This window comes from Nocardia flavorosea (genome assembly GCF_015477805.1).
In the GTDB taxonomy this organism is placed as follows: Bacteria; Actinomycetota; Actinomycetes; order Mycobacteriales; family Mycobacteriaceae; genus Nocardia; species Nocardia flavorosea_A.
On record NZ_JADLQL010000001.1, the window covers coordinates 1178040 to 1203151 of the forward strand.

The following is a 25112-nucleotide window of genomic DNA, read 5'->3' on the forward strand; positions in this document are numbered from 1 at the left end:
CGGGCGGCGTGGAGCCGACCGGTTCAGGCCGATTCGTCCAGTCCTGCGCCGTGATATGCCGCCAGTGCGGCCTCGGAACGTTCCCGGACGGCCGCCACCAATTCCGGCGGACCGAGAACCGTCACCCCGGACCCGAACCCGAGTGCCAGCCGCGCCATCCAGTCCAGAGTCGCGAACCGCATCGTCGCCTCCAGACTGCCGTCCGGATGCACCGCCATCCGGTGCATCGGATACTGGTCCAGCACCCAGCCGTAATCGGGGGCGATCAGCAACCGGGCCAGCGGTACCGCCGGGTCGTCCTGGAACAGATCCAACCCGGCATCGGTCGCCCGCGCCTCCTGCGGGGGTCGCGCCGGTTCGGTGAGTTCTTCGGCCGATTCGATCCGGTCGAACCGGAACAGTCGCACGCCCTCGGCCTCCCGGCACCAGCCCTGGAGATAGCTGTTGTCATCGACCGCGACGATACGGATGGGATCCACCACCCGCGTCGACACCATGTCACGGCTGGCCGAGTAGTACTCGAGCTGTAACGCCCGGCCCGCCGCCACCGCGGACCGGACGGTGGTGACCGCGGGGGCCTCCTCGGGAGGCCCGGCCGAGGCCGCCGCCGGCACCCCACCGGAGATCGCCGCCTCGAGTTTCGCGATCGCCGCATGAGCCGCGGTCGGATCCACCATGCCGGGCAGATCGACGATCGACCGCAACGCCACGAGCACCGCGGTCGCCTCGATGGACGTCAGCCGCAGCGGACGCTCGATACCGGCAGTGAAGGTGACCTGCACGCTCTCTTCGGAAAACGACAGATCGATCAGATCGCCGGGCCCATAGCCGGGCAGACCACACATCCACAGCTGGTTCAGATCGGCCATGAGCTGTTTGGTGGTGACCCCCAGATCCGCGGCCGCCTCCGCGGCACTGATACCCGGATTGGCCACGAAGTACGGCACCATGTTCAGCAGACGCGACAGCCGCGCCGACAAACGGGTACTCACAACACCACCTCGGTCCGATCGAACACCGAGCGCAATCGCGCCACCACATCCGCACGCAGGTCCGCGGGCTCGAGAACCAGCGCGTCCGGACCCAAACCGGTGATCAGGCGAGCCAGCCAGTGCTGCGACCGGATCGGCACCTCCAGCACACTGCCCGGCCGGCCGCCGATACCGCGGCTGCCGACGACCTCACCGATCCGGCGCAGCTCCCGGCCGCGCCCCTGCGCCACCCAGATCGTCGCGGAACCGGTGACGGGCGCGGTCCCGGTGACCTGCGCGACGATGCCCCGCAGATCGGTACCGGCCGGCGCCTTCACCGCATTGCGCGGACCGTACGGGGTGATCTCGTCGCCGATCCGAGACAACCGGAAGGTCCGCACGGCCTCGCGGTCTCGATCGTGCCCCACCAGATACCAGCGGCCGCGCAGGGTGACCACGCCCCACGGTTCGACATCACGCATCAGATACGGCGCGTTACTCGCCCCGCGGTGCTCGAACCGCACCGCCTGACCGGCATCGATGGCCGCCAGCAGCTTGCCCAGCACCGGCTCGGATCCCCGGGTCCGCGCCGGCACCGCGGGCATCGCGGCGAACGCGGTATCGGTTTCCACATGGATCCCGGCGGCCCGCAACTTCAACAACGCGCCGGCAGCAGCCGACGCGAGTTCCGGCGACTCCCACATCTGCAGCGCGACCGCCACCGCAGCCGATTCCTCGCTGGTCAGGTCGATATCGGGTAACTCATAGGCATCCCGGTTGATCCGGTAACCCTCTACCGCGGAGAACCGGCCCGAGGCCCCCACCTCCAGCGGAATGCCCAGATCGCGGAGCTCGTTCTTGTCCCGCTCGAACATCCGGCTGAACGCCTCGTCGCTGGCGCACTCCTCGTACCCCGCAACGCTGTCCCGGATCCGCTCCGCAGTCAGGAACTGCCGGGTCGACAGTAGCGCGATGACCAGATTCATCAGGCGCTCGACCTTGGATATCGCCACCCGACACAGAGTAATGGAGGGCCGTCACGCCGCGCAGACACACCATGACCGAATGCGCCCGAACGTAGGCCCAGGCCGACGACTACATCGAGGCGATGAGCCGGTCCACGCGTTCGTCGACCGAACGGAACGGGTCCTTGCAGAGCACGGTGCGCTGGGCCTGATCGTTCAGCTTCAGGTGCACCCAGTCGACAGTGAAATCGCGGCCCGCAGCCTGCGCCGCGGTGATGAAATCGCCGCGCAGTTTGGCGCGGGTCGTCTGCGGTGGAGTGTCCACGGCGGCATCGACCGCATCGTCCTCGGTGATCCGTTTGGCCAGACCTTTGCGCTGCAGCAGATCGAACACGCCACGACCGCGTTTGATGTCGTGGTAGGCCAGGTCCAGCTGCGCGATTTTCGGGTCGGACAGTTCCATGCCGTACCGCTCCTGGTAGCGCTGGAACAGTTTACGTTTGATCACCCAGTCGATCTCGGTATCGACCTTGGCGAAATCCTGGGACTCCACCGCGTCCAAGGTGCGGCCCCACAGATCCACGACCTGGTCCACCTGCGGATCCCGCTCGCGGTTACGCAGGTGTTCCACGGCGCGGGCGTAGTACTCGCGCTGGATATCGAGGGCACTGGCCTGCCGCCCGCCGGCCAGCCGCACCGGGCGGCGGCCGGTGAGATCGTGGCTGACCTCGCGGATGGCGCGAATCGGGTTGTCGAGCGCGAAGTCGCGGAACGACACACCGGCCTCGATCATCTCCAGCACCAGTGCGGCCGTACCGACCTTCAGCATGGTGGTGGTCTCGGCCATATTCGAATCGCCCACGATCACATGCAGCCGCCGGTACTTCTCGGCATCGGCATGCGGCTCGTCCCGAGTGTTGATGATGGGACGCGACCGGGTGGTCGCCGAGGAAACCCCTTCCCAGATGTGCTCGGCCCGCTGCGACAGGCAGTACGTGGCCGCCTTCGGCGTCTGCAACACCTTCCCGGCGCCGCAGATCAACTGCCGGGTGACCAGGAACGGCAACAGCACATCGGAGATCCGGGAGAACTCACCGGCGCGTACGACCAGGAAGTTCTCATGGCAACCGTAGGAGTTGCCGGCCGAATCGGTGTTGTTCTTGAACAGGTAGATATCTCCGCCGATACCCTCCTCCGCGAGGCGCTGCTCGGCGTCGATGAGCAGTTCCTCCAGCACTCGCTCCCCGGCCCGGTCGTGGGTGACCAACTGGACCAGGCTGTCGCATTCGGCGGTGGCGTACTCCGGATGCGAACCGACGTCGAGGTAGAGCCGGGCGCCGTTGCGGAGGAACACATTGGAACTACGCCCCCACGACACCACCCGGCGGAACAGATACCGGGCCACCTCGTCGGGGCTGAGCCTGCGGTGCCCGTGAAAGGTGCACGTCACACCGAATTCGGTCTCGATCCCCATAATTCGTCGCTGCACACTATCGAGATTACAGCGCGGAATGATTCCTGCGGGCGAGTGCGAAAAACGTAATGATTTTGGAGGGTCTGTGTTTTTCGGCGGTGCCTGCGACGCCGCGGTCTCACCCGTTCGAGGGCCTCGCTGGACTCGGTCTCCGGCGTGGCTTCGCCGGGACATCAGCACACCGGGTCCCGGCATCGGGATCGTTGTGCCGACTGCGTCGCTCCGGCCCGCACGAATACCCGGTAGGCCCCCACGTCGCACCGGGTAGCCGGAACCGGCGGGCCGCCTGCCGAGACCGCGGTTTCTGAGGAGGTCGAGCGAACCGGGCCATGCCGTGACGCCGACAAGAGCTCTGGTTCTCCCGCGAATGCTGCCGGGCATCAAGGTGCCGACCCGGCCGGGAGATACAGGTGACCCACCACGTCGGACACCGTTCTGCGCGGCCGGTCCGGTTCTTGCGCCGCGAGATCACGCGGAACCGGTACGCACCGGGTCCGGTGCGTACCGGGCGGCATCGCCTACCGGCTATTTCTCGCTGCTCGCCTGCTCCCCGTCGCTCGACGGGGAGAGCAGACGCTCGAGTGCGGCCTTGCTGATCCGGCGGAATGCCCGCCGGGGCCGGGCGTGTTCGAGAGTGGCCACCTCGAGGGAGTCGACGCCGAGCGTCCGCTTCTCCTTGTCCGCGCCCTCGGTCACCTGTAGCGCCTCGACCGCGACCCGGATCGCGCCCGGCAGGTCCAGGCCCGGCCGGTAGGACTCCTTCAGGGCGGTGACGATGGGTTCGGTCGTACCGCCCATCACCACATAATCGCGTTCGTCGACGATCGAACCGTCGAAGGTGATCCGGTAGAGCACCGATTCCGGTTCCTGACCGGGGTAGCTCACCTCGGCGACGCAGATCTCCACCTCGAACGGTTTGAGCTGGTCGGTGAAGATCGACCCGAGTGTTTGCGCGTAGGCATTGGCGAGCGCCCGGCCGGTGACGTCGCGCCGGTCGTACTGGTAGCCCCGCAGATCGGCCTGCAGGATACCGCCGCGGCGCAGGCTCTCGAATTCGTTGTACTTACCGACCGCCGCGAACCCGGTGCGGTCGTAGAGTTCGCTCACCTTGTGCAGAGTGGCCGACGGGTTCTCCGCCACGAACACCACACCGTCGGCGTAGGAGAGCACCACAACGCTGCGACCCCGGCCGATACCTTTGCGCGCGAGCTCGGTCTTGTCGCGCATGATCTGTTCGGCGGACGCATACAGCGGCATCGTCATGCCCGTGCGCTCCCTTCTTCGGCGGCCTGGCGGTCGGCGGCGATACCGCGGGCGATCTCCTCGAGCCGGGATTCGGCCACCTCGACCGCACCCTCCTCATCGATGAGGATTGCGGTCGGATAGATACCGCGCAGCAGATCGGGCCCGCCGGTGGCGGTGTCGTCGTCCGCGGCGTCCACCAGGGATTCGATCGCGATCCGCAATGCCCGATCGGCGTCGATTCCCTTGGCGTACAGCTTCTTCAACGATGTCCGGGCGAACATCGAACCGGAGCCGACGGCGGTGAAACCGAACCGCTCCTCACTGCGCCCGCCGACCACGTCGTAGGACACGATCCGCCCGGCCCGGTCCGGATCCGTGGCCTGTTGATCGAAACCGACCAGCAGCGGCACCACGGCCAGCCCCTGCATGGCGGCCGGGAGATTGTCGCGCACCATTTTCGACAGTTTGTTGGCCTTGCCGTCGAAGGTGAGCGAAACGCCCTCGATCTTCTCGTAGTGCTCGAGTTCCACCGCGAACAACCGCACCAGCTCGATGGCCATACCCACGGTGCCGGCGATACCGGTCGCCGAGTAGGTATCGGTGATGTGGACCTTCTCCACATCACGACCGGCCAGCAGGTTGCCCTGGGTGGAGCGCCGGTCACCGGCGATCAGCACCCCGCCGCGGTAGGACACCGCGACCACGGTCGTTCCGTGCGGTGCGATATCCCCCGCGGCACCGCCGCCGGGGATCCCGGCGGCGGTGGGCTGGCCCAGCGTGTCGAATCTGTTGCCGGGCAACAGATCCGGCGCGTGCTGGCGCAGATGTTCGGAAAAGGATGACAGGGCGTACCCCAGATGGAGACGCAAGGGGTCACCTGCGGTCACTGGCCACCTTTCTGCACGTAGGCGCGAACGAAGTCTTCGGCGTTCTCTTCGAGCACATCGTCGATCTCGTCGAGCAGGTCGTCGGTGTCCTCCGCCAGCTTCTCGCGCCGCTCCTGACCGGCGGCGTCTACGCCGTCGACGCCTTCGTCATCGTCGCCGCCCCCGGCGCGTTTGGTCTGCTCTTGTGCCATCGCAGCCGACCTCCTCTGTTTTCCACCGACCGGCGCTCGTACGCACCGGACGAATCGTGAGCAGCCTGGTGTGCTCGTTCTTCAACACTACCCAGCCGGGCCGACACGTAGTCGGATTACGTCCCACCTCGACGACGGAAACCCCGCGCGCCGACCGGGCCCGATACTCAGGCGGTGAGCTTCTGCACCAGGTCAGCGGCGGTATCGACGCCGTCGAGCAGATCGCCCACATGAGCCTTCGTTCCACGCCGGGGTTCGAGGGTCGGAATCCGCACGAGCGAATCGCCGCCCAGATCGAAGATCACCGAGTCCCAGCTGGCCGCCGCGATATCGGCGCCGAAACGACGCAGGCATTCACCGCGGAAATAGGCCCGGGTATCGGTGGGCGGATTGGTCATGGCGTCCAGCACCTGCTGTTCGGTGACCAACCGCTTCATCGAGCCGCGGGCCACGAGCCGGTTGTACAGCCCCTTGTCAAGGCGGACATCGGAATACTGCAGATCCATCAGATGTAGTTTGGGGGCGGCCCAGCCCAGCCCCTCCCGGCTGCGCATCCCCTCCAGCAGGCGCAGTTTGGCGGGCCAGTCGAGCAGGTCGGAGCACTCCATCGGATCGCGTTCGAGCTTGTCCAGGATCATCGACCAGTTCTCGAGGATATCGCGTACGCGCGGATCGTCGTTGCCCTGTTCCTCGACGAATTTGGCGACCCGTTCGTGGTAGAGCCGCTGGATCGCCAGGCCGGTGAGTTCGCGGCCGTCGGCCAGTGCGACCTTCGCCCGCAGTGTGGGGTCGTGGCTGATGGTGTGCACCGCGGTGACCGGGCGGGCCAGCTGCATATCCGAGAGGTCCGCGCCGGATTCGACGAGGTCGAGTACGAGCGCGGTGGTGCCGACCTTCAGGTATGTCGACATCTCGGCCAGATTGGCGTCACCGATGATGACGTGCAACCGGCGATACTTGTCGGCGTCGGCGTGCGGTTCGTCGCGAGTATTGATGATGCCGCGCTTGAGCGTGGTCTCCAGGCCGACCTCGACCTCGATGTAGTCCGACCGCTGCGATAGCTGGAACCCGGGATTGTCCCCGGATTGACCGACCCCGACGCGACCCGAACCGCAGATCACCTGCCGGGAGACGAAGAACGGCGTGAGCCCGAGAATAACCGCGTTGAACGGGGTCTCCCGGCTCATCAGATAGTTCTCGTGGGTGCCGTAGGAGGCGCCCTTGCCGTCGACGTTGTTTTTGTACAACTGCATCCGGGGCGCGCCGGGCACGCTGGAGGCATGCCGCGCGGCGGCCTCCATCACCCGCTCCCCGGCCTTGTCCCAGATCACCGCGTCCATGGGGTCGGTGACCTCGGGGGCGGAGTATTCGGGGTGGGCGTGGTCGACGTAGAGCCGGGCGCCGTTGGTCAGGATCATATTCGCCGCCCCCACCTCGTCGGCATCGATCACCGGGGCAGGGCCGTTCATCCGGCTCAGGTCGAAACCGCGGGCGTCGCGCAGCGGTGATTCCACCTCGTAGTCCCACCGGGTGCGCTTGGCGCGGGGCACGCCCTCGGCCGCGGCGTACGCCAGTACCGCCTGGGTAGAGGTGAGGATCGGGTTGGCCGACGGTTCGGTAGGTGTGGATATCCCGTACTCGACCTCGATACCGATGATGCGCTGCATACCATCGAGCCTAGGCGACGATTCGCGATCGGCAGGCGATCGGCGCCCGGCCCGCCCCGGCGAATCATCCCCCGAGTCGTACTTACGGTGGATGCCGGATCCGGCGGCTGTCCCCATGCTCGGGATATGACCAGTACCGCAGCCGATTCCGCGCCGGCCGGATCACCGACACACCCCGCCCGTCTGGTGGCGCTCGACGTGCTGCGCGGGATCGCCATCCTCGGCACCCTCGGCACCAATATCTGGATTCTCACCGACCCGGAGGGCATGGTCGGTTACCTGAACCGGCTCGTCACCGCACCGGAGGACGGCTGGATGTGGGCGGAGAAGGTGCTCCAGCAACTCGTCCAAGGGAAGTTCCTCGGGTTGCTGACCGTGATGTTCGGAATCGGCCTGGCCATCCAGCAGGCTTCGGCGCAGCGGGGTGGCCGGCGTTGGCCCGGCGGATACCCGTGGCGGGCGGCATTGCTGTTCGTCGACGGCCTGCTCAATTTCCTGCTGATCGCGGAATTCGACGTGCTCATGGGGTATGCGGTGACGGCGCTGATCGTCGCGTTCCTGCTCGCCCGCGGCCCGCGGACCCAGGGGCGCTGGCTGATCGGCATGCTGTGCCTGCACCTGACGTTGATCGCTTTGTACGCCCTGAGCCTCACCGTGGCCGGGTCCACGGACGGTTCCACCGCCGAGGCGCTGTCCCCCAACCCCTACTCCGACGGCTCGTTCTGGGATCTGGTGCTGTTCCGGATCGAGAACGCCGGCCTGTTCCGGTTCGAACCGGTGCTGATCCTTCCGCTGTCGATCGCGTTGTTCCTGCTCGGCGCCCGGCTGTTCCACGCGGGCGTCTTCGCGCCCGGTGGTGCCCGGTTGCGGCGACGGTTGCTGGTACTCGGTTTCGGTGTCGCCGCGCCCGTCGACCTGCTGCTCGGCGTGTTCGGCGGGGGCGACTGGGTGCTGGTGACCCGGTACGCGGTCGCGCCGCTGGTTTCGCTGGCGATCCTGGCCTTGGTCGCCGAGTTCTATGTGCGCCGGCCCGCCACCGGGTTCACCGGCCGGCGGTTGTCGGAGATCGGCCGTGCCGCGCTCAGCTGCTACATCCTGCAGAACCTGGTGGCCGCGATCATCTGCTACGGCTGGGGCTTCGGTCTGGCCGCGCGATTCACGCCGGACGCCCGGGTGCCGTTCACCATCGCCACCTATCTGGCGGTCGTCCTGGTGGTTGCCCTCTTCGCGCACTTCTGGCTGCGCCGGTTCGAACGCGGTCCGGTGGAATGGCTCTGGCATGCCAGTTACCGGCGTCTGGCGGGATCGTAGCCGGACACTACCCGCCAAAAAATTGCCTATAGGGAAATATTGCCTGCTGGGCACTTTTCTGCGACACTGGGTGCATGGCCACCGAACCACACCCGGGCCTGCGGGAACGGAAAAAGCGCGACACCCGCAAGGCACTCAGCGATGCCGCACTGGAGCTGATGTTCGAACGTGGCATCGACAATGTGGTCCGGGAGGACATCGCCGAACGCGCCGGGGTCTCGGTACGCACCTTCAACAACTACTTCGCCGGGAAATTCGAGGCCCTGGCCTACCGGCATATAGAACGCCTCCGGCGCAGCGCCGCTCTGCTACTCACCCGCCCGGCGGGCGAACCCTTGTGGACCGCGCTCACCGAGGCTCTCGTCGAACCGCTGCGCCAAGACGGGGCCGGAGGCCCGCCCACCCCAGCGATGCTCACCGAAACCCGGAAACTCCAGGCTGCAGCACCCGATATGCAGGCCGCCGCGGCGAAAGCGATCGGCGACGAACTGATCATCGCGATCGCCCGGCGCACCGGCACCGAACCCACCGACCTCTACCCGAAGCTCGTCGCGGCCACAGTCAATGCCGCCTACCTCGTCGCGCTCGACACCTACTCCCATTCCGACCCCCCGGCCCCGGTCACGACCGTCCTGCGCGAAGTGCTGAAGCAACTCTCCGAAGGTCTCCCCGCACCGGCGGGCTGACCTCGAGTGCATCCCGCGCCGCCGGCCTGTGCCCCTCGGTGACGACCGGACGAACGCCGCCTGATCGCACTCGCCACCGAGGGCGTCCCGACGTGCCTACGGCGTCCCCCTGCCCACACAATTCCGCCCTGCCCACACCGTTTCAACCTGCCCACACCGTTCAACGCGCACGCAGCGTCCCGACCTGCACGGTATTCGGACCTGCACACGGCATTCCGGTCCGCCCACGGTGTTTCGGCCCGCCCACACCGTCACGACCGGACCGCGAGAAGGCCGGCGCCACAGCGAGCGTCGGCGAACAACGTGCCACTACAGCGCTGCCACCCGGTATCCGGGAACCGCAGAGTCCTCACGCCGGTAGCCGACGACACTCCCCTGCCCGGGCCACCCGCACCCCACCTCCCTACGTTGCGCTCCCCACACCGTCCGAGGTCCCGTCTGCTCTAACCATCCGCACGTGCCCCACACCGCCCGCACACGCACACGCACACGCACACGCACACGCACACGCACACGCACACGCACACGCACACGCACACGCACACGGAGTAGTCGTGCCGCCCTGACCGCATTCCGGGCACTCGGACCGCGCGACGAAACCCCGAACCGAGAAGGAGACCCACGAATGCCCGACACCAGAATCCACGAACCCGAGCACGACGCGATCATCGCCGGTGCCGGACCGAACGGGTTGATGCTGGCCTGTGAACTCGCCCTCGGCGGGATCCGGCCGGTCGTTCTCGACCCGCTGCCCGGACCGAGCGCAGAACCGAAGGCGAACGGGCTCATCGGCCAGGTGGTGCGCCTGCTCGATATGCGCGGGCTGTACCCGGCGTTCGCCACGGAACTCGCCCGGCTCGGCTTCCCCGTGGAGCCCGAAACTCCGGAACCCGCGCCGCGCTATATCTTCGCCGGGATGGCGCTGGAACTCGCGGACGTGCCGGACAACCCCCTCTACGGTCTACCCGTGCCGCAACCGGTTCTGGTTCGGCTGCTCGCCGACCGCGCCCGCGAACTCGGTGCCGATATCCGCTGGGGGCATGCCCTCGACGATTTCACCGAATCGGACGAGGCGGTCTCGGCGACGGTAACTCGTTGCGGCGGTGGTGGTTACCGGGCCACCGCCCGGATCCTCGTGGCGGCGGACGGGGGCCGCAGCCCGGTCCGCAAGAAGCTCGGGATCGGTTTCTCCGGGATCACCGCCGGCAACCATATCGGCCGGTTGGGCCACGCCGAGATCCCGGCCGAACTCCGCACGGCCGACGGCGGGCTGGAGATCCCCGGCGCCGGATACCTCCATTTCGGGCACAACCGGATCGAGAGCGGTGGTTTGTTCGCATTCGCCGAATTGATCCCGGGCAAACCGCTGGTGAGCGTGCATGAGCACAATGCCGCACCGGTCGCGCCCGATACCCCGATGACCTTCGACGAACTACGGGACAGCGTGCGCCGCGTCCTCGGCGCCGATCTGCCGATGCGGCCACCGGCAGGTCCGGAACCACATGCGTTGCGGCGAATCGTCGACCAGAACACCCGCCTCGCCGATCACTACCGGAAAGGCCGGGTTCTCCTGCTCGGCGATGCGGCCCATGTCCATTCGGCCATCGGCGGCCCCGGACTGAACCTGGGTTTGCAGGATGCCGTCAATCTGGGGTGGAAACTGGCCTCGTACCTGCGCGGAACGGCGCCGCACGGACTACTCGACACCTATGAGAGCGAACGGCGGCCGGTCGCCGAACGCGTCGTCATGCACAGCCTCTCCCAGACTGCGCTGCTGGCGCCCGGCCCGGAGGTGACCGCGCTGCGCGAACTGTTCGCCGAATTACTCGAGCTCCCGCAGGTAGCAGGGCATATCGGGCATCTGCTCGCCGGTTCCGATGTGCGCTACGACGTAGGTGACAGCCATCCGCTCGCGGGTCGGCTGGTTCCCGATCTCGTCCTGGAAACCGCGGACGGCCCGCGGCGGATCGCCGATCTGCTGCACAAGGCCCGTCCCCTGCTGGTGGATCTCGGATCCGGGGCCGCCGCGACCGCAGCCGACCGGGACGGCCTCGCAGTCGTCACCGCCACCAGCTCCGATACCGACGCGACCGCGCTGCTTATCCGGCCCGACGGCTATATCGCATGGGCCACAGATGATTCCAGCACGGGCCTGCAGGCCGCCCTGGACCGCTGGTTCGGTCCGACGCGACCAGCTTCGCCGCACGTCATTTGACGATACGGACCCGGCCGATCACCAGCGGGCAGGCCGCGAACGGGCCGCCCGGCACGCCACGGGGCCGGAATTCCCGCGGATGGAGGCGGACTACGAATCCGCCTATCCGCCGCCGACGCCGCCGGCCTGGATGGCCGGCGACGAGATCGGCGCGTAAGCGACCGTCCCGGAACGGAGCGTGCCCGGGCCCCGAGCGACGAGTTCGGATCATGCAGCAGCCTGCGTACTGGTATTCGAGGCACACGCATCGGTCGCGGGTCCCGGACACTGCCCGGCCCCCGGTGGCGGGGCTCGCATCCGGTCCGCCGGGTGAATCAGCGCACGCCGCGACCCCGTCGAGTTGTCCGACACACTGCGGCGATCCGGCTGTACATGCCGCCCGGCTGCCACGATGATCCTGATCGGACTCCGGCCGGCCGCACGTCCCGCGGACGGTCGCACTGATCCGGAGGGAGTACGGGATGCAGCCGAACGGCACCGGCGAATCGGACACCGGCAGCGCGGGCGCGGTGCCGGCGGGCACCGGCCGGACCCGCCGCCGCACCGCGTTACGGGCATGGCTGGGCCCCGTTCTGGTGATCACCGCACTGATGGCCCTGCTCACGACCATGTACCTGGGCTATGTGATCGACCCGGAGAAGAACCTGCACGATTTCCCGGTCGCGCTGGTGAACCAGGACGACGGCGAAATCCGCGATGGCACACCCGTCAATATCGGTGACCAGATCACCGAAGCACTCACCGAGCAGATTCCGGCGGACAAGATCGACCTGCGGGTCACCGGGATCGCGGAAGCGCAGCGACTGCTGCGCAACGGCGAAGTCTACGGCGCGATCGTGCTGCCCAGCGATCTGTCGAAGCGGTTGTCCATACTCGGGGCCGGTTCGGTGGTCCCCGGGGATATCGCCCGTCCGGCGATCACCGTGATCACCAATCCCCGCACCGGCACCTACGCCACCCAGATCCTGCAGATCGTGACCGGTCGGGCACTGACACAGGTCGATGCCGAGGTGGGCAAGCAGCTCACCGCCACCGTCCAAGCCGAACTGGATTCCGCGCCCGCCGGCGGCACCGAACTCAGCGGCGCCGCACGTCTCGTCCTGGCCGACCCGATCGACGTGATCACCGAGCCCTACCGCCCGCTGCCGGACGGCACCGGCCAAGGCCTGTCGGCGTTCTTCTACACGCTGCTGGTGGTCCTGGCCGGTTTCACCGGGGCCATGATCGTGCACACCATGGTCGATTCGGCGCTCGGCTTCATACCCACCGAGTACGGCCCCTGGTTCTTCCACCATCCCACCGCACCCCATTCCCGATTCCGCACCCTCTTGCTGAAATGGGGAGTGATCGCGGTGGCCGCGCCGATCGTCTCCGGCGTCTTCCTCGGAATCGGGCATCTGCTCGATATGCCGATCACCCACGGGCCGGCGCTGTTCCTGTTCAGCACGCTGGCGATCGTGGCGGTCGGGGTGACCGCGCTCTCGATTGTGGCGACGTTCGGCTCGGCCGGACTGCTGATCAATCTGGTGCTGTTCATCGTTCTCGGCCTGCCCTCCGCCGGGGCCACGATCCCGCTGGAGGCGACGCCGCGATACATGGCATGGCTGGCGGCGTTCGAGCCGATGCACCAGATCTATCTCGGCGTGCGGGCGATTCTGTACTTCGAGCTCGGCACCGGACTCGCTCGCGGGGTCTGGATGAGTCTGGCCGGACTGGCGACAGGGCTCGTCCTGGGCGCGGTCACCACCGTCGTCTATGACCGGAAGGGTTTGGAGCGGCGCAGCCGCTAGCGGCTCCTTGTGGCAGCCGCTAGCGGCTTTGCCGGTGAGCTCATGGCAGCGCAGTGCCGGGCATGCGGGCGCGACACTGCGCAATATCGGTCAAGCGGACCGGTGCGCCGACCCGCCAGACTCTATCCGTGACCACCCGACGTGACCGACTCCGCGAACTACTGGATGCCGTTCTCGACGAGGACAACACGACCCTCGGCCGGATGGCCGCGGGTGTCTACTCGTCGCCGTTCCACTTCGCCCGGCAGTTCAGCCGGGGCACCGGTGAATCACCGGTGAGCCTGCGGCGCCGCGTACTCCTGGAACGTGCCTGCTGGCAGCTCGGGACGGGCGCCACGGTGACCGAGGTGGCCTTCGCCGCCGGATACGACACGGTGGAGGGGTTCAGCCGGGCATTCACCCGCGCATTCGGTCATCCACCGAGCGCGACCCCACCACCGACCGGACGGGCGCCGCGCTGGCTACCAGCGGTGAACGGTATCCATTTCCATCCCCCCATGTCGCTGTGGGTCGAGGGGGAACCGAAGGGACGTGCCGCTATGGACCCGACCGCGCTGCTGCTGCACCACGATCTCGACGACACCCGGCTGCTGTTGAAAGCGGCGACGGGGTTGAGCGAGGAGCAGTATCGGCGTTCCCGCGTGGGTGCGGCGACCGTTCTGCCGTGGGACGGGCCCGAGGAGTCCGTCGCCGCCGTGCTGGACCATCTGATCCGGACCAAGGAATCGTGGCTGGCCTCGATCGACGGCGCCGATACGCCCGATCACGGCAGCGACGATATTCCGGCGCTGGCGGCCCGGCTCGACGAGGTGGGACCGCGCTGGCTGGACGCGGTCCGCGAGATCGACCGCCGCGGCGGCTGGGGCGACACCCTGATCGACGCACTGTGCGACCCGCCGGAGAGCTTCGTACTCGGCAGCGTGATCGCCCATGTGCTCACCTACTCCGCGTATCGCCGCCAGCAGGTGCGGTACTGGATACGCGATGACGCACCGGATGACGACACGGTCGGCTGGGGCGATCCGATCGAATGGCTACGAAAGCGAGACTGAATTGACCACCCCGCGCACCGTCTTCAACACGGCGACCAGCTTGGACGGCTATATCGCCACAGCGGATCATTCGCTGGACTGGCTGCTGTCCCGCGAATCCGACGAAGCCGGGCCCATGGGTTTTCCCGAGTTCCTCGCCCGAGTCGGCGCGATCGTCATGGGCGCCAACACGTATCAATGGATACTCGACAATCAGGGCGCGCAACCGTGGCCTTACGAGGTGCCGTGCTGGGTATGCACCCACCGCGACTTCCCGGCGCGCACCGACGCCGATATCCGCTTCACCTGTGCGGAAATACCCGAACTGCACCGGACGATGACCGATATGGCGAACGGCCGAGATCTCTGGATCGTCGGCGGCGGCGAGCTCGCCGGTACCTTCGCCGATTACGGATTGCTGGACGAGATCATCGTGTCCGTCGCCCCGGTCACACTGGGCGCCGGCGCACCGTTGCTGCCGCGCGAACTGGAACTGCGAGTGACCGAGGTGGCCGTGAACGGCGAATTCGCCTGCCTCCGGTATGGAGTGGTCGGCGACCACAGCTGACCCGGACCGCACCGCGCGGCGCAATCGTTTCGGCACGACCCGTCGCGGCGGTGCGGTGTATGTGGAGCCCGGTGCCGGACCACAGCAGCGCGGCGCCGCTGTCCGGTCCGGCCACGTCCAGCCGGTAACCCCGCGATTCCGGCCGGCGGATCTGGATCGCCGCACCGGCGACGGGGATTCTCGGCGCGCCGGCGCTGGCTTCAGCTGGACGAGACGGATGCTGTCCACGAGGCGAAGGCGCGGGGGTTGCGGGTCTGCAGCAACACCCGGCCGGGGCCGGTGAAATCGAAGACCAGTCCTTCGCCCGATTTCAGCGATTGCAGGGAGCGCCCGGGGACGGCACGACGGATAGTGAACTGCATCGAGAGGTCGTAGGCCACCACATGCCCGGTATCGATGCTGACCTGCTCCCCGGAAGCCAGATCGATGGTATCGATGGCGCCGAAAACCGCCACCACCACGTCACCCTGCCCCTCCGCACGGAGTCCGAAGCCGCCCTCGCCACCGAAGAGATTCGCGAAACCGCCCCACTGACTCTCCACCCGCACTCCGGCCGAATGCGCGACCCAGCCGCCCCGGTTGATGAAGTACGGCCGGTCCGCGGCAATGGGCAGCGCGAGCATATCGCCGGGCAGCGTCGGCGCCAGGTCTACCCAGCCACCGCCTGCGGGTGCGGTGAAGGTGGAGACGAAGAACGATTCGCCGGACATTATCGAGCGTTTGAGCCCGGCCAGGATTCCGCCCTCGGCCCGGGCTTCCAGCGTCATTCCGGCCGAATGCGCCACCATAGCACCGGCTTCCACCCGAACCGGCTCCCCGCCCGCCAGCACACAACGCGCCACGGTGGACGAGGGGTTGTGCCGCAGTTCAACTTTCATGAGCCGACACTACCGCCCGCGTATGACACCGGCCGCAGTTCGGTACGTGCCCGCACCACGCACCCGGGTGCCGCGTTCACCGAGGTTCGCGCGGGATCCGGCGGACGCTCAGTAGCCGATCGCTTCCGGTGCCGAGTCGAGAAGGGGACAGGTCACAGCGCGCCTACAGTCGCTGCGCCGAACACCGGATTCCCCGCCGCCGCCCGAATGTGCCGAACCGATAGGAGCGGATCGGGTCAACCCCGGCAAACCGGCGTGAGTTCAATCCAGCGAACGCAGGGCATCCTCGTCACGGGCCACGACCGCACTGCCCGCGGCGGTGAACACGATCGGGCGCTGGATCAACCGGGGATGTTCCGCAAGTGCGGCAATCCAGCGCTCGCGGTCCGCCGCGGTACGCCCCCAGCCGGACATACCCAGTTCCTTGGCGATGTCCTCGCCCATGCGGGTGATATCCCAGGGTTCGGCGCCGAGCCGGTCCAGGACGTCCCGCAACTCCTCGGCACTGGGCGGAGCGTCCAGGTACCGGCGGACCGTATAGGCGGTACCGGCGGCATCCAGATGCGCCAGCGCGGCGCGGCTCTTGGTGCAGCGGGGGTTGTGCCAGATCTCGGTTTCCGGAGTACTCATACAATGAGCGTAGCCTTCGCGTTCGCCCATGGAAGCACTCCGACCGGCGTGAATGTGCCCGAAGTACGACCCGATCCCACCCTGCTGCCGATATTGCGGGCACCTCGACGGCCGGGACGGTCACATATGCTTCCACTCGGGCCATACCCGCGCCCAGGTATCCCGCGGCTGTGCGCATTTCCACAACGTCACGTCCCGGGTGTCGCCGGGAACGCCGAGGCGGCTGTCGACCCGGCCCAGCGGCTCGAGTACCGCGAACTGTGCCCGCAGCCGGCCGGTATCGCCGCCTACGCAGACCATGGTGGTGGCGGTGTCGGGTGGCGCACCGAAGTAGCCGAATCCGCGGGCCGGGCTGTAGACGGGCGGTAGCCGGTCGCCCGCGAGATGGTCCAGGGCACCGGCCTGCCAGTAGCTGCCGGTGATCACGGCGGACTGCTCGCGTTCCCGGGCGGGCAGCGATTCGTACGCCGCAACGACACCGGCGGCCAGTTCCGGCCAGCCGAACTCACCGTAGAGCCCGAGTTGCACGGCGGCCGCGGCATCGTTTTCCGGCGGCGGAATATCCTCGGCCGGCTGCCACGGCGTGGACCCCAGCACTACGAGTACAGAGACAGCGGTCAGCACCGCCCCGGACCCGATGAGCAGGCGCCGGCGCACCGGCGACGACACTCGGGCGGCCGACTCCGAGACCGCCACCGCGCCCGCCGCGAATACCGCGCCATACATTCCGGCCACGTAGTACACCCGGCCCCCGGTGACCACGAAGATCACGAAGAGCAGCACCGTGACGACCCCTAGGAAACGGTACGGCCGCAGCTTCGGGTGCCGCAGCAGGGCCCAGATTCCGTAGCACAGCAGGACCGCACCCAGCGCACCCGCGATGAGCACCGCCAACGGAACGAACCCGACCATCCCACCGGTGTACTGCTGTTCCCGGCGCACCGCGGCGGTCAGCGCGAGCTGTGGCCATCCGTGCTCGGCCTGCCACAGGAGTGTGGGGATGGTTGCACAGACTACCAGCACCCCACCCAGCCAGAGCAGCGGCCGGCGCAGCAGGTCACGGGGCCCGACGACCGCCACACCGACGGCCAGCGCCAGCCAGAAGAACGGCACAAGCCATTTGACCTGCATATCGATGGCCGTGACGGCGGCCGCGGCCGGCAACAGCCCGTCCCGCCTGGTCCGCACCCAGCGCACGACAAGCCAGGTGATGAGCACCCATAGCGCGCTGTCCAGGGCATTGGTGGACAGGTTCTTCGCCTGCAAGAGCAGAAAGGGAGAGGTGGCGTAAGCCGCGGCAGTGAGTAGCTGAGCACCGCGGCCGCCACCGAGTTCGCGCGCGATCTGCGCACTGACCACGATAGCGAGGACGGCCGCGACGATCGCCGGTAATCGCAGCGCCACCAGAGACCCGGGCGCGAGCCCGTCCATCAGCCACGCGAGGAAGGGCAGAACCGGGCCCTGATCGGCATACCCCCAGGACAGGCGCCGACCGGCCGCCAGAAAGTACAGCTCGTCGCCGAAATAGCCGTAGCGAGTCGCCGAGAGCAGCAGAACGACCGCCGAAGCGGCGGCCACACCGAGCACCGCGACAGTGGCGAAGGCGGGTACGGTCCCGGTCTCGCGAAGGGGCGGATCCGCGGTGCGGGTGGTGGTCATGGGGACTCCTGAGAGTGGACGTTGCCCGCGGAGGATATCCGGGCCACCGCGCCGCAGCCGTCGGCCTCCTGGATGATTCCGGGGCGCATATCGCACACGCGATATCCACCTTCAGGACTATCGCCGGTTGCACCGGAACCGTTCGACCGCAAAAGAATCAGGGCCGCGCCCCATGAGGAGCGCGGCCCTGACAGCAGTGCCGTTACAGGTACTGACCGGTGTTCGACTCGGTATCGATCGCCCGGCTGGCGCTGGCGTTCTTTCCGGTCACCAGCGTGCGGATGTAGACGATCCGCTCGCCCTTCTTACCCGAGATGCGGGCCCAGTCATCGGGATTCGTGGTGTTGGGCAGGTCCTCGTTCTCGGAGAACTCGTCCACGATCGAATCGTAGAGATGCTGAATCCGCAGCCCCGGGTTACCGGTGTCCAGAACCGATTTGATGGCGTACTTCTTGGATCGGTCCACGATGTTCTGGATCATGGCGCCGGAGTTGAAGTCCTTGAAGTACAGAACCTCCTTGTCACCGTTGGCGTAGGTGACCTCCAGGAAGCGGTTGTCCTCGCTTTCGGCGTACATCCGGTCCACCACCCGCTCGATCATCGCGCGGATGCAGGCCACCTTGTCGCCCTTGAACTCGGCCAGATCGTCGGCGTGCAGCGGCAGATGTTCGGTGAGGTACTTGGAGAAGATGTCCTGCGCGGATTCGGCGTCCGGGCGTTCGATCTTGATCTTCACGTCCAGGCGGCCGGGCCGCAGGATGGCCGGGTCGATCATATCCTCGCGGTTGGAGGCGCCGATGACGATGACGTTCTCCAGCCCTTCCACACCGTCGATCTCACTGAGCAACTGCGGCACCACGGTGGTCTCCACATCGGAGGAGACACCGGATCCGCGGGTACGGAAGATCGAATCCATCTCGTCGAAGAACACGATCACCGGGGTGCCCTCGGACGCCTTCTCCCGGGCCCGCTGGAAGATGATCCGGATATGGCGCTCGGTTTCGCCGACGAACTTGTTCAGCAGTTCGGGACCTTTGATGTTCAGGAAGTACGACTTCGCTTCCTTGGCATCCTCGCCCCGTGCCTCGGCGATCTTCTTGGCCAGCGAATTGGCCACCGCCTTGGCGATCAGCGTCTTACCGCAGCCGGGCGGGCCATAGAGCAGGACCCCCTTGGGCGGCCGCAACGCGTACTCGCGGAACAGGTCCTTGTGCAGGAACGGCAGCTCGACCGCGTCGCGGATCTGCTCGATCTGCCGGCCCAGGCCACCGATATCGTTGTAGCCGACATCGGGCACCTCCTCCAGGACCAGATCTTCGACCTCGGCCTTGGGGATGCGCTCGAACGCGAAACCGGCCTTGGTATCGACCAGCAGGGAATCCCCCGGCCGCAGCTTGCGGATCGGGGAATCCGGATCCTCCAGATCGTCGGCCTCGGCGAGCTTGGACAGCGGACCGGACAGCCAGACCACCCGCTCCTCGTCGGCATGCCCGACGACCAGGGCGCGGCGGCCCCCGTCGAGGACTTCGCGCAGGGTGCCGATCTCACCGATGGAATCGAACGTGCCCGCCTCCACGACCGTCAGCGCCTCGTTCAGCCGGACGGTCTGACCGTAGGCGAGGGTGGACGTGTCGATATTCGGCGAGCAAGTCAAGCGCATCTTGCGGCCGGAGGTGAACACGTCGACGGTCTGATCCTCGTAGACACCGATCAGAATCCCGTAACCGCTGGGCGGCTGACCGAGCCGGTCGACCTCCTCACGCAACGCGACGAGTTGCTGCCGCGCTTCCTTCAGGGTATCCATCAGTTTGGTGTTGCGAATGGTCAGCGAATCGATACGGGCTTCCAATTCCCGTGAGCGATCCGGTGAGTCGGCGAGTTGCCTCCGGAGTGCAGCCGCTTCGGCGCGTACTGCCTCGAGTTCTCTCCAGGCCGCCGAATCCGAATTCTCGATGGGGCTCATGTGCTGCTCCTCCCAGTCCCGGTCTATCAACGCTACCGGGCGCGACCCGTTTGCGCTGTCCGACATGATTTCGTGGTGATCACATCTGGCCCGCGACCATCATGCTGGTCAGACCATGTTAGCCTGCCCTAACCCTCGACCGGTGGGGTTCCCCACCGACTAGCCGAAAGGTTGCCAGCTATGCACCTTCCCGCACGGACACTCCGGCTGTCCCGCGTCGCGGTGGCGACGGCCGCGGCCTGCACACTGGCGCTGGGAATCACTGCCTGCGGATCCGACGACGACACCGGCACCACCGCAACCTCCAGCGTCGCGGCCACCACCAGCGCGTCGGAACACGACCCCGGCGACGACGACCGGCACGGCGATTCCGCGGACGCACCCACCGCGCAGAGCCTACAGTCCATCCTCGAACAGATCACAAATCCGGACGTCACCGTGGACGAGAAGGTGAACCTCATCGTCGACGGCGAGGAACGGCGCGGCCAGCTCGAACAGCTCAACGCCGCCCTGCAGAACTACCGCGGGCTCAGCTACACGGTCGCCGATATCACCGTGGACGGCGATACGGCCACCGGCCAGACCACCATCACCAGTCCCCGGGGTGGCAGTGCGCCGCCGGCGCCGTTCACCTGGGAAGAGGACGACGGCGCCTGGAAGCTCTCCGACGCCGGTGCGTGCCAACTGCTCGAATTCGCGCAGCTTTCTTGCACGCCGTAATCACACGAACGACGCGGTCCGCGGTGGAACACCACCGCGGACCGCCTCGTTTTCACGCACAGACCGGGCCGTTCAGCCCTTGGACGGCCGCCGTTGCGGCTTCGGGGTGACCACGCCTTCGGCCAGCCGCCGGGCGCTCACCAGGAAGGCCGTATGGCCCTGCATCCGGTGCTCGGGCCGCACCGCCAGACCCACCACGTGCCAGCCGCGCACCATCGACTCCCACGACCGCGGTTCGGTCCAGCATTGCTGTTCCCGCAGCGCTTCCACGATCTTCGACAGCTGCGTGACGGTCGCGACGTAGACCATCAACACTCCGCCGGGCACCAGGGCCTGCGATACGGCCGGTAGGGCGTCCCACGGCGCCAGCATGTCCAAGATCACCCGGTCCACCGGTTCACCCGCGTAATCGGCCACATCGGCGACGGTGAGCTCCCAGTTCGCCGGCCGTTCCCCGAAGAACCGTTCCACGTTGCGGACCGCATGCTCGGCGTGGTCCTCGCGGATCTCATAGGACACCACGGATCCCTCGGGCCCCACCGCGCGCAGCAACGAGCAGGTCAGCGCCCCGGAGCCGGCACCCGCCTCGAGCACCCGGGCGCCCGGGAAGATATCGCCCTCGTGCACTATCTGAGCGGCGTCCTTCGGGTAGATCACCGCCGCCCCGCGCGGCATGGACATCACGTAGTCGGTCAGCAGCGGGCGCAGCGCCAGATACGGGGTGCCGTTGTTGGAGTGCGCGAGTGTGCCCTCCTCGGCGCCGATCAGATCGTCGTGGGCAATGGCACCGCGATGGGTGTGGAACTGCTTTCCCGGCTCCAGCAGCACCGTGTACAGCCTGCCCTTGGCATCGGTCAGCTGTACCCGGTCGCCGACGACGAATGGCCCGGTCCGTCTGGCCGTCATGTATCTCCGTTCCCGTGATCTCCGCTGCGCGTATTCGCGCGCGGCACCGTGTCGGTGCCGACGGATAGCCTGCCAGGTATGTCAGCGCCCCCGAGCACACCCCCGGCGAGTTCCGATCCGGCGGCTCCGCCCCGGCCCGCCCGGCCCGCGCTTTCGCCCTCGCGCGCAGCCGATTTCAAACAATGCCCCCTCAAGTACCGCCTGCGGGCGATAGACCGGATTCCCGAGCCGCCCACCCGACAGGCGGTACGCGGAACGGTGGTGCACGCGGTGCTGGAGGATCTGTATGCGCTACCGGCCGCCGAGCGGGAGCCCGAGCGGGCGATGGAACTGGCCGGCCCCGCGTGGGAGCGCGTACTCACGGCGGAACCGGCGGCGGCGCAACTGGTCGACGGTGACGGTGCACTCGAACGATTCCTCGACGAGGTTCGCGCCCTGGTCCGCACGTACTACCGCCTGGAGGACCCGCGGCGTTTCGAGCCGGAATCCTGCGAAACCCGGCTCGAGGTCGATCTCGCCGACGGCGTCCCACTGCGCGGATTCGTCGACCGGATCGATGTGGCGCCCACCGGAGAACTCCGGGTGGTGGATTACAAGACCGGCCGCGCCCCCGGTCCCACCCGGGAGATGCGGGCGCTGTTCCAGTTGAAGTTCTACGCCCTGATGCTGCTGCGGTTACGGTCCGTGGTGCCCGCCCAGTTGCGCCTGGTGTACCTCGCCGACGCCCAGCTGCTCACCTATGCCCCGGACGAACAGGAACTGGTCCGCTTCGAACGCACCCTCACGGCACTGTGGGAAGCGATATCCGTGGCCGCCGAAACCGGAGATTTTCCGCCGAATCCGGGTTGGCTGTGTGATTACTGCGCCTACAAAAAATTGTGCCCGGCGTTCGAGGGAGCCCCGCCCCCCTATCCGGGCCGGCCCGCCGACGGCGAATCCGCCGCCGAGACCTTCGCCGAATCGGTATCGGACTGAGTCCTTTCGGTGGCGACCGTTCCGTGGTTTCCGAGCCCCCACTCGCCTTGTCCGCACGCAAGCCACCGCCGATGGCAACACGCAGAGAACGCATACCGACTCCATCGCAACAACCGGCGGAGCGAGTCTTACGCGGCCCTGACAGGTTTCGGCCCGTCCCCGCTGTCCGTGCTCGAGACAATGCGGCGCAGCCGCGAGGATCGAGCGCGGACAGCGGGGACCTGGTGGCCGAAACCTGCGGCGCCGTAGGCGCCGCAAATAGACTCAGAAGGCGCGGCAGGAACGGATATCGGTCGCCAGGATTGCGCGGGCGCCGATCTCGGCCAGCTGGTCCATCAGCACATTGCCTTGTTTACGCGGCACCATGGCACGGACCGCAACCCAGTCCGGGTCGGCCAGCGGCGCGATGGTGGGTGATTCCAGGCCGGGGGTGAGTTGCGCGGCACGCTCCAGCAGGCTCTTCGGGCAGTCGTAGTCCAGCATCAGGTACTGCTGGGCGAACACCACACCCTTTACCCGGGCGATGAGCTGGTTACGTGCCCGGTCGTCCCGATCGGCTTCGGCCTGTTCGATGAGTACCGCTTCGGAATCGCACAGCGACTCCCCGAACGCCACCAGGTTGTGCTGGCGCAGGGTGCGCCCGGAACCCACTACATCGGCGATGGCGTCGGCGACGCCGAGCTGGATCGAGATCTCGACCGCACCGTCGAGCCGGATCACCTCCGCCTCGATTCCGCGGCGGGCCAGATCGGACAAAACCAGGTTCGGATACGAGGTGGCGATCCGCTTGTCCTGCAGGTCCTGCACCGTCCAGTCCCGGCCCTGCGGGGCGGCGTAGCGGAAGGTGGAACCGCCGAATCCGAGCGAGAGCCGCTCGGCTACCGGCGCACCGGAGTCCAGGGCCAGATCGCGGCCGGTGATACCGAGGTCCAGTTCCCCGGACCCGACGTAGATGGCGATGTCCTTGGGCCGCAGGAAGAAGAACTCGACCTGGTTGGCCGGGTCGAGGACGGTGAGGTCACGCGAATCGGTGCGTTTGCGATAACCGGCCTCGGTGAGGATGGCGGTGGCGGATTCGGAGAGTGCGCCCTTGTTGGGTACTGCGACGCGCAGCATGCTGATGGGTCCTTTCGATTCGGGGAACGGCCGGGGCGTCTACAGATGTCGGTAGACGTCCTCCAGCCGCAGCCCGCGGCCCACCATCAGGACCTGCACCCAGTACAGGAGCTGCGATATCTCCTCGGCGAGCGCCTCGTCGCCTTCGTGTTCGGCGGCCAGCCACACCTCGCCGGCCTCCTCCAGCACCTTCTTGCCCTGGGTATGGACGCCCGCGTCCAGTGCGGCGACGGTACCCGACCCGGCGGGACGGGTGGCTGCGCGATCCTGGAGCTCGGCGAACAGGGCCTCGAAAGTCTTCACGGCAGGTCATTGTTTCAGACCATCCCCGCGCCCTTGTCCCCGAGTGCGCACCGCTGTGCCGTAGCACTCATCGGGCCGGTTCCGCGGGGCATCGGCCGCCGAGCCGGACCGCCACCGGCAACCCGGGCCCGCGCCCTCGGTACTGTGAAGATGCGAGGAGGTGGCTGCCGACGGTGGACAAGAACATGGCACAGGCCCGGCAGGAGCGCCGGCAGCTGATCGTGGCCGCGGCGTCCGGTTTGTTCGCCGCCTGCGGTTACCGAGCGGCGAGTATGGACGAGATCGCCTGCCGGTCAGGTGTCAGCAAACCTGTCCTGTACAACTCGTTCAGCAGCAAACTGGAGCTCTACCTGGCAGTACTGCACGAAGCACTGCAGGTGCTGGGCGACACGGTCGCCGCGGCACTCGCACCCGCCGAAGGCATGCGATCGATCGTCTCGGCGATGGTGGCCGCGATATTCGATTTCGCCGATACCCATCCCCGTAGCGCTGCCCTGCTGGCGGGCGCCGCGGTGGTCGATGAGCCGTCGGCGCAGCGGGTGGCCCATCAGGCCACGACAATCTGCACGGACACCCTCCTGCAGACGCTGGCCCCGTTTCCGCTGGCGCGGGCGGAGCGAAGGTGGTTGATCACGGCGGAGGTGGTCGCCATCGCGCAGTCGTGCGCGCGGTACTGGGTGCTCACCGGAAAGCCGCTTCCCCGGCACGAGGCCGTGGCCACCACCGCCGGCCTGTGCTGGGCCGGGCTGTCCGGCGTCCAGCAGGCGCCGAAACTCCCGAAACCCACCGATACGAAGTTGCCGGTGTCCGACGCGCGGATGTAGGCACGGCAACCATTCACGGCGATGCCGGCACCGCCCTGCCCGGGCGTAGTGGCACCGACCGACCCCTGCCATCGGCCTTGCCCGATAACGGTCGGCTCGGTCTGCGGGTAGTCGCATGCGACTACCCGCAGACCGAC

General features: G+C 67.4%; 23 protein-coding genes. 9 read left to right on the forward strand and 14 right to left on the reverse strand.

Going from position 1 to position 25112, the window contains the following annotated elements:
* Positions 1-23: 23 nt before the first annotated feature.
* From IU448_RS05225 to dop, 7 genes are all read right to left on the reverse strand, one after another.
* Positions 24-992 (reverse strand): helix-turn-helix transcriptional regulator, encoded by a 969-nt coding sequence (locus IU448_RS05225; RefSeq protein ID WP_195054312.1) that lies wholly within the window; start codon positions 990-992, stop codon positions 24-26.
* The gene (locus IU448_RS05230; protein ID WP_195054313.1) at positions 989-1984 is read right to left on the reverse strand and encodes a helix-turn-helix transcriptional regulator; all 996 of its coding nucleotides are present in this window, start codon (positions 1982-1984) and stop codon (positions 989-991) included. The genes IU448_RS05225 and IU448_RS05230 overlap by 4 nt, the downstream gene beginning before the upstream one ends.
* An 82-nt stretch (positions 1985-2066) precedes the next feature.
* Positions 2067-3425 carry a Pup--protein ligase gene (gene pafA / locus IU448_RS05235; RefSeq protein ID WP_195054314.1) on the reverse strand — a complete coding sequence of 453 codons (1359 nt, stop codon included), beginning with the start codon at positions 3423-3425 and terminating at the stop codon, positions 2067-2069.
* 510 nt (positions 3426-3935) lie between these two features.
* Positions 3936-4673: a proteasome subunit alpha gene (gene prcA, locus IU448_RS05240; RefSeq protein WP_195054315.1), complete on the reverse strand. Its 738-nt coding sequence runs from the start codon at positions 4671-4673 to the stop codon at positions 3936-3938.
* Positions 4670-5542, reverse strand: coding sequence for a proteasome subunit beta (gene prcB / locus IU448_RS05245; protein WP_195054316.1), 873 nt, complete (start codon positions 5540-5542; stop codon positions 4670-4672). The genes prcA and prcB overlap by 4 nt, the downstream gene beginning before the upstream one ends.
* Positions 5539-5733, reverse strand: a complete 195-nt coding sequence (locus tag IU448_RS05250) for a ubiquitin-like protein Pup (RefSeq protein WP_030521323.1) — start codon at positions 5731-5733, stop codon at positions 5539-5541. The genes prcB and IU448_RS05250 overlap by 4 nt, the downstream gene beginning before the upstream one ends.
* 167 nt (positions 5734-5900) lie before the next feature.
* Positions 5901-7400 (reverse strand): depupylase/deamidase Dop, encoded by a 1500-nt coding sequence (gene dop, locus IU448_RS05255; RefSeq protein WP_195054317.1) that lies wholly within the window; start codon positions 7398-7400, stop codon positions 5901-5903.
* Positions 7401-7526: 126 nt separating this feature from the next.
* Here dop and IU448_RS05260 point away from each other — a divergent pair, with 126 nt between their 5' ends.
* The 6 genes from IU448_RS05260 (at position 7527) to IU448_RS05285 (ending at position 15001) form a co-directional block, all read left to right on the forward strand.
* Positions 7527-8711 (forward strand): DUF418 domain-containing protein, encoded by a 1185-nt coding sequence (locus IU448_RS05260; RefSeq protein WP_195054318.1) that lies wholly within the window; start codon positions 7527-7529, stop codon positions 8709-8711.
* Positions 8712-8785: 74 nt separating this feature from the next.
* Positions 8786-9397: a TetR/AcrR family transcriptional regulator gene (locus IU448_RS05265; RefSeq protein ID WP_195054319.1), complete on the forward strand. Its 612-nt coding sequence runs from the start codon at positions 8786-8788 to the stop codon at positions 9395-9397.
* A gap of 625 nt (positions 9398-10022) precedes the next feature.
* Entirely contained in the window at positions 10023-11612 is a 1590-nt protein-coding gene (locus IU448_RS05270) for an FAD-dependent monooxygenase (RefSeq protein WP_195054320.1), read from the forward strand.
* A 461-nt stretch (positions 11613-12073) separates the two neighbouring features.
* The gene (locus IU448_RS05275) at positions 12074-13402 is read left to right on the forward strand and encodes a DUF3533 domain-containing protein (protein ID WP_195054321.1); all 1329 of its coding nucleotides are present in this window, start codon (positions 12074-12076) and stop codon (positions 13400-13402) included.
* A 128-nt stretch (positions 13403-13530) separates the two neighbouring features.
* Entirely contained in the window at positions 13531-14454 is a 924-nt protein-coding gene (locus IU448_RS05280; protein ID WP_280458252.1) for a helix-turn-helix domain-containing protein, read from the forward strand.
* Between the two features lies 1 nt (position 14455).
* Positions 14456-15001, forward strand: coding sequence for a dihydrofolate reductase family protein (locus IU448_RS05285; RefSeq protein WP_228812027.1), 546 nt, complete (start codon positions 14456-14458; stop codon positions 14999-15001).
* A gap of 200 nt (positions 15002-15201) precedes the next feature.
* On the opposite strand, the gene IU448_RS05290 is transcribed toward IU448_RS05285, so the two are convergent.
* From IU448_RS05290 to arc, 4 genes are all read right to left on the reverse strand, one after another.
* Entirely contained in the window at positions 15202-15879 is a 678-nt protein-coding gene (locus tag IU448_RS05290) for a TIGR00266 family protein (protein ID WP_195054323.1), read from the reverse strand.
* A gap of 261 nt (positions 15880-16140) precedes the next feature.
* Positions 16141-16509: an arsenate reductase family protein gene (locus IU448_RS05295; protein WP_195054324.1), complete on the reverse strand. Its 369-nt coding sequence runs from the start codon at positions 16507-16509 to the stop codon at positions 16141-16143.
* A 120-nt stretch (positions 16510-16629) separates the two neighbouring features.
* Positions 16630-18168: an ArnT family glycosyltransferase gene (locus IU448_RS05300; protein WP_195054325.1), complete on the reverse strand. Its 1539-nt coding sequence runs from the start codon at positions 18166-18168 to the stop codon at positions 16630-16632.
* A 202-nt stretch (positions 18169-18370) separates the two neighbouring features.
* On the reverse strand, positions 18371-20131 hold the full coding sequence (gene arc / locus IU448_RS05305) for a proteasome ATPase (RefSeq protein ID WP_195054326.1): 1761 nt from the start codon (positions 20129-20131) through the stop codon (positions 18371-18373).
* A gap of 180 nt (positions 20132-20311) precedes the next feature.
* Here arc and IU448_RS05310 point away from each other — a divergent pair, with 180 nt between their 5' ends.
* Complete coding sequence (locus IU448_RS05310; RefSeq protein ID WP_195054327.1) at positions 20312-20851, forward strand: nuclear transport factor 2 family protein; 540 nt, start codon at positions 20312-20314, stop codon at positions 20849-20851.
* A 72-nt stretch (positions 20852-20923) separates the two neighbouring features.
* On the opposite strand, the gene IU448_RS05315 is transcribed toward IU448_RS05310, so the two are convergent.
* Positions 20924-21757: a tRNA (adenine-N1)-methyltransferase gene (locus IU448_RS05315; RefSeq protein ID WP_195054328.1), complete on the reverse strand. Its 834-nt coding sequence runs from the start codon at positions 21755-21757 to the stop codon at positions 20924-20926.
* A 78-nt stretch (positions 21758-21835) separates the two neighbouring features.
* Here IU448_RS05315 and IU448_RS05320 point away from each other — a divergent pair, with 78 nt between their 5' ends.
* Positions 21836-22732, forward strand: coding sequence for a RecB family exonuclease (locus tag IU448_RS05320; RefSeq protein ID WP_195054329.1), 897 nt, complete (start codon positions 21836-21838; stop codon positions 22730-22732).
* 264 nt (positions 22733-22996) lie between these two features.
* Here IU448_RS05320 and hisG read toward each other — a convergent pair whose 3' ends face one another.
* Both hisG and IU448_RS05330 read right to left on the reverse strand, forming a co-directional pair.
* Positions 22997-23848, reverse strand: coding sequence for an ATP phosphoribosyltransferase (hisG, locus tag IU448_RS05325; protein ID WP_195054330.1), 852 nt, complete (start codon positions 23846-23848; stop codon positions 22997-22999).
* A gap of 39 nt (positions 23849-23887) precedes the next feature.
* Positions 23888-24151 carry a phosphoribosyl-ATP diphosphatase gene (locus IU448_RS05330; RefSeq protein WP_030521337.1) on the reverse strand — a complete coding sequence of 88 codons (264 nt, stop codon included), beginning with the start codon at positions 24149-24151 and terminating at the stop codon, positions 23888-23890.
* Between the two features lie 173 nt (positions 24152-24324).
* Between IU448_RS05330 and IU448_RS05335 the strand changes: the two genes are divergently transcribed.
* On the forward strand, positions 24325-24975 hold the full coding sequence (locus IU448_RS05335) for a TetR/AcrR family transcriptional regulator (protein ID WP_195054331.1): 651 nt from the start codon (positions 24325-24327) through the stop codon (positions 24973-24975).
* Positions 24976-25112: the final 137 nt, after the last annotated feature.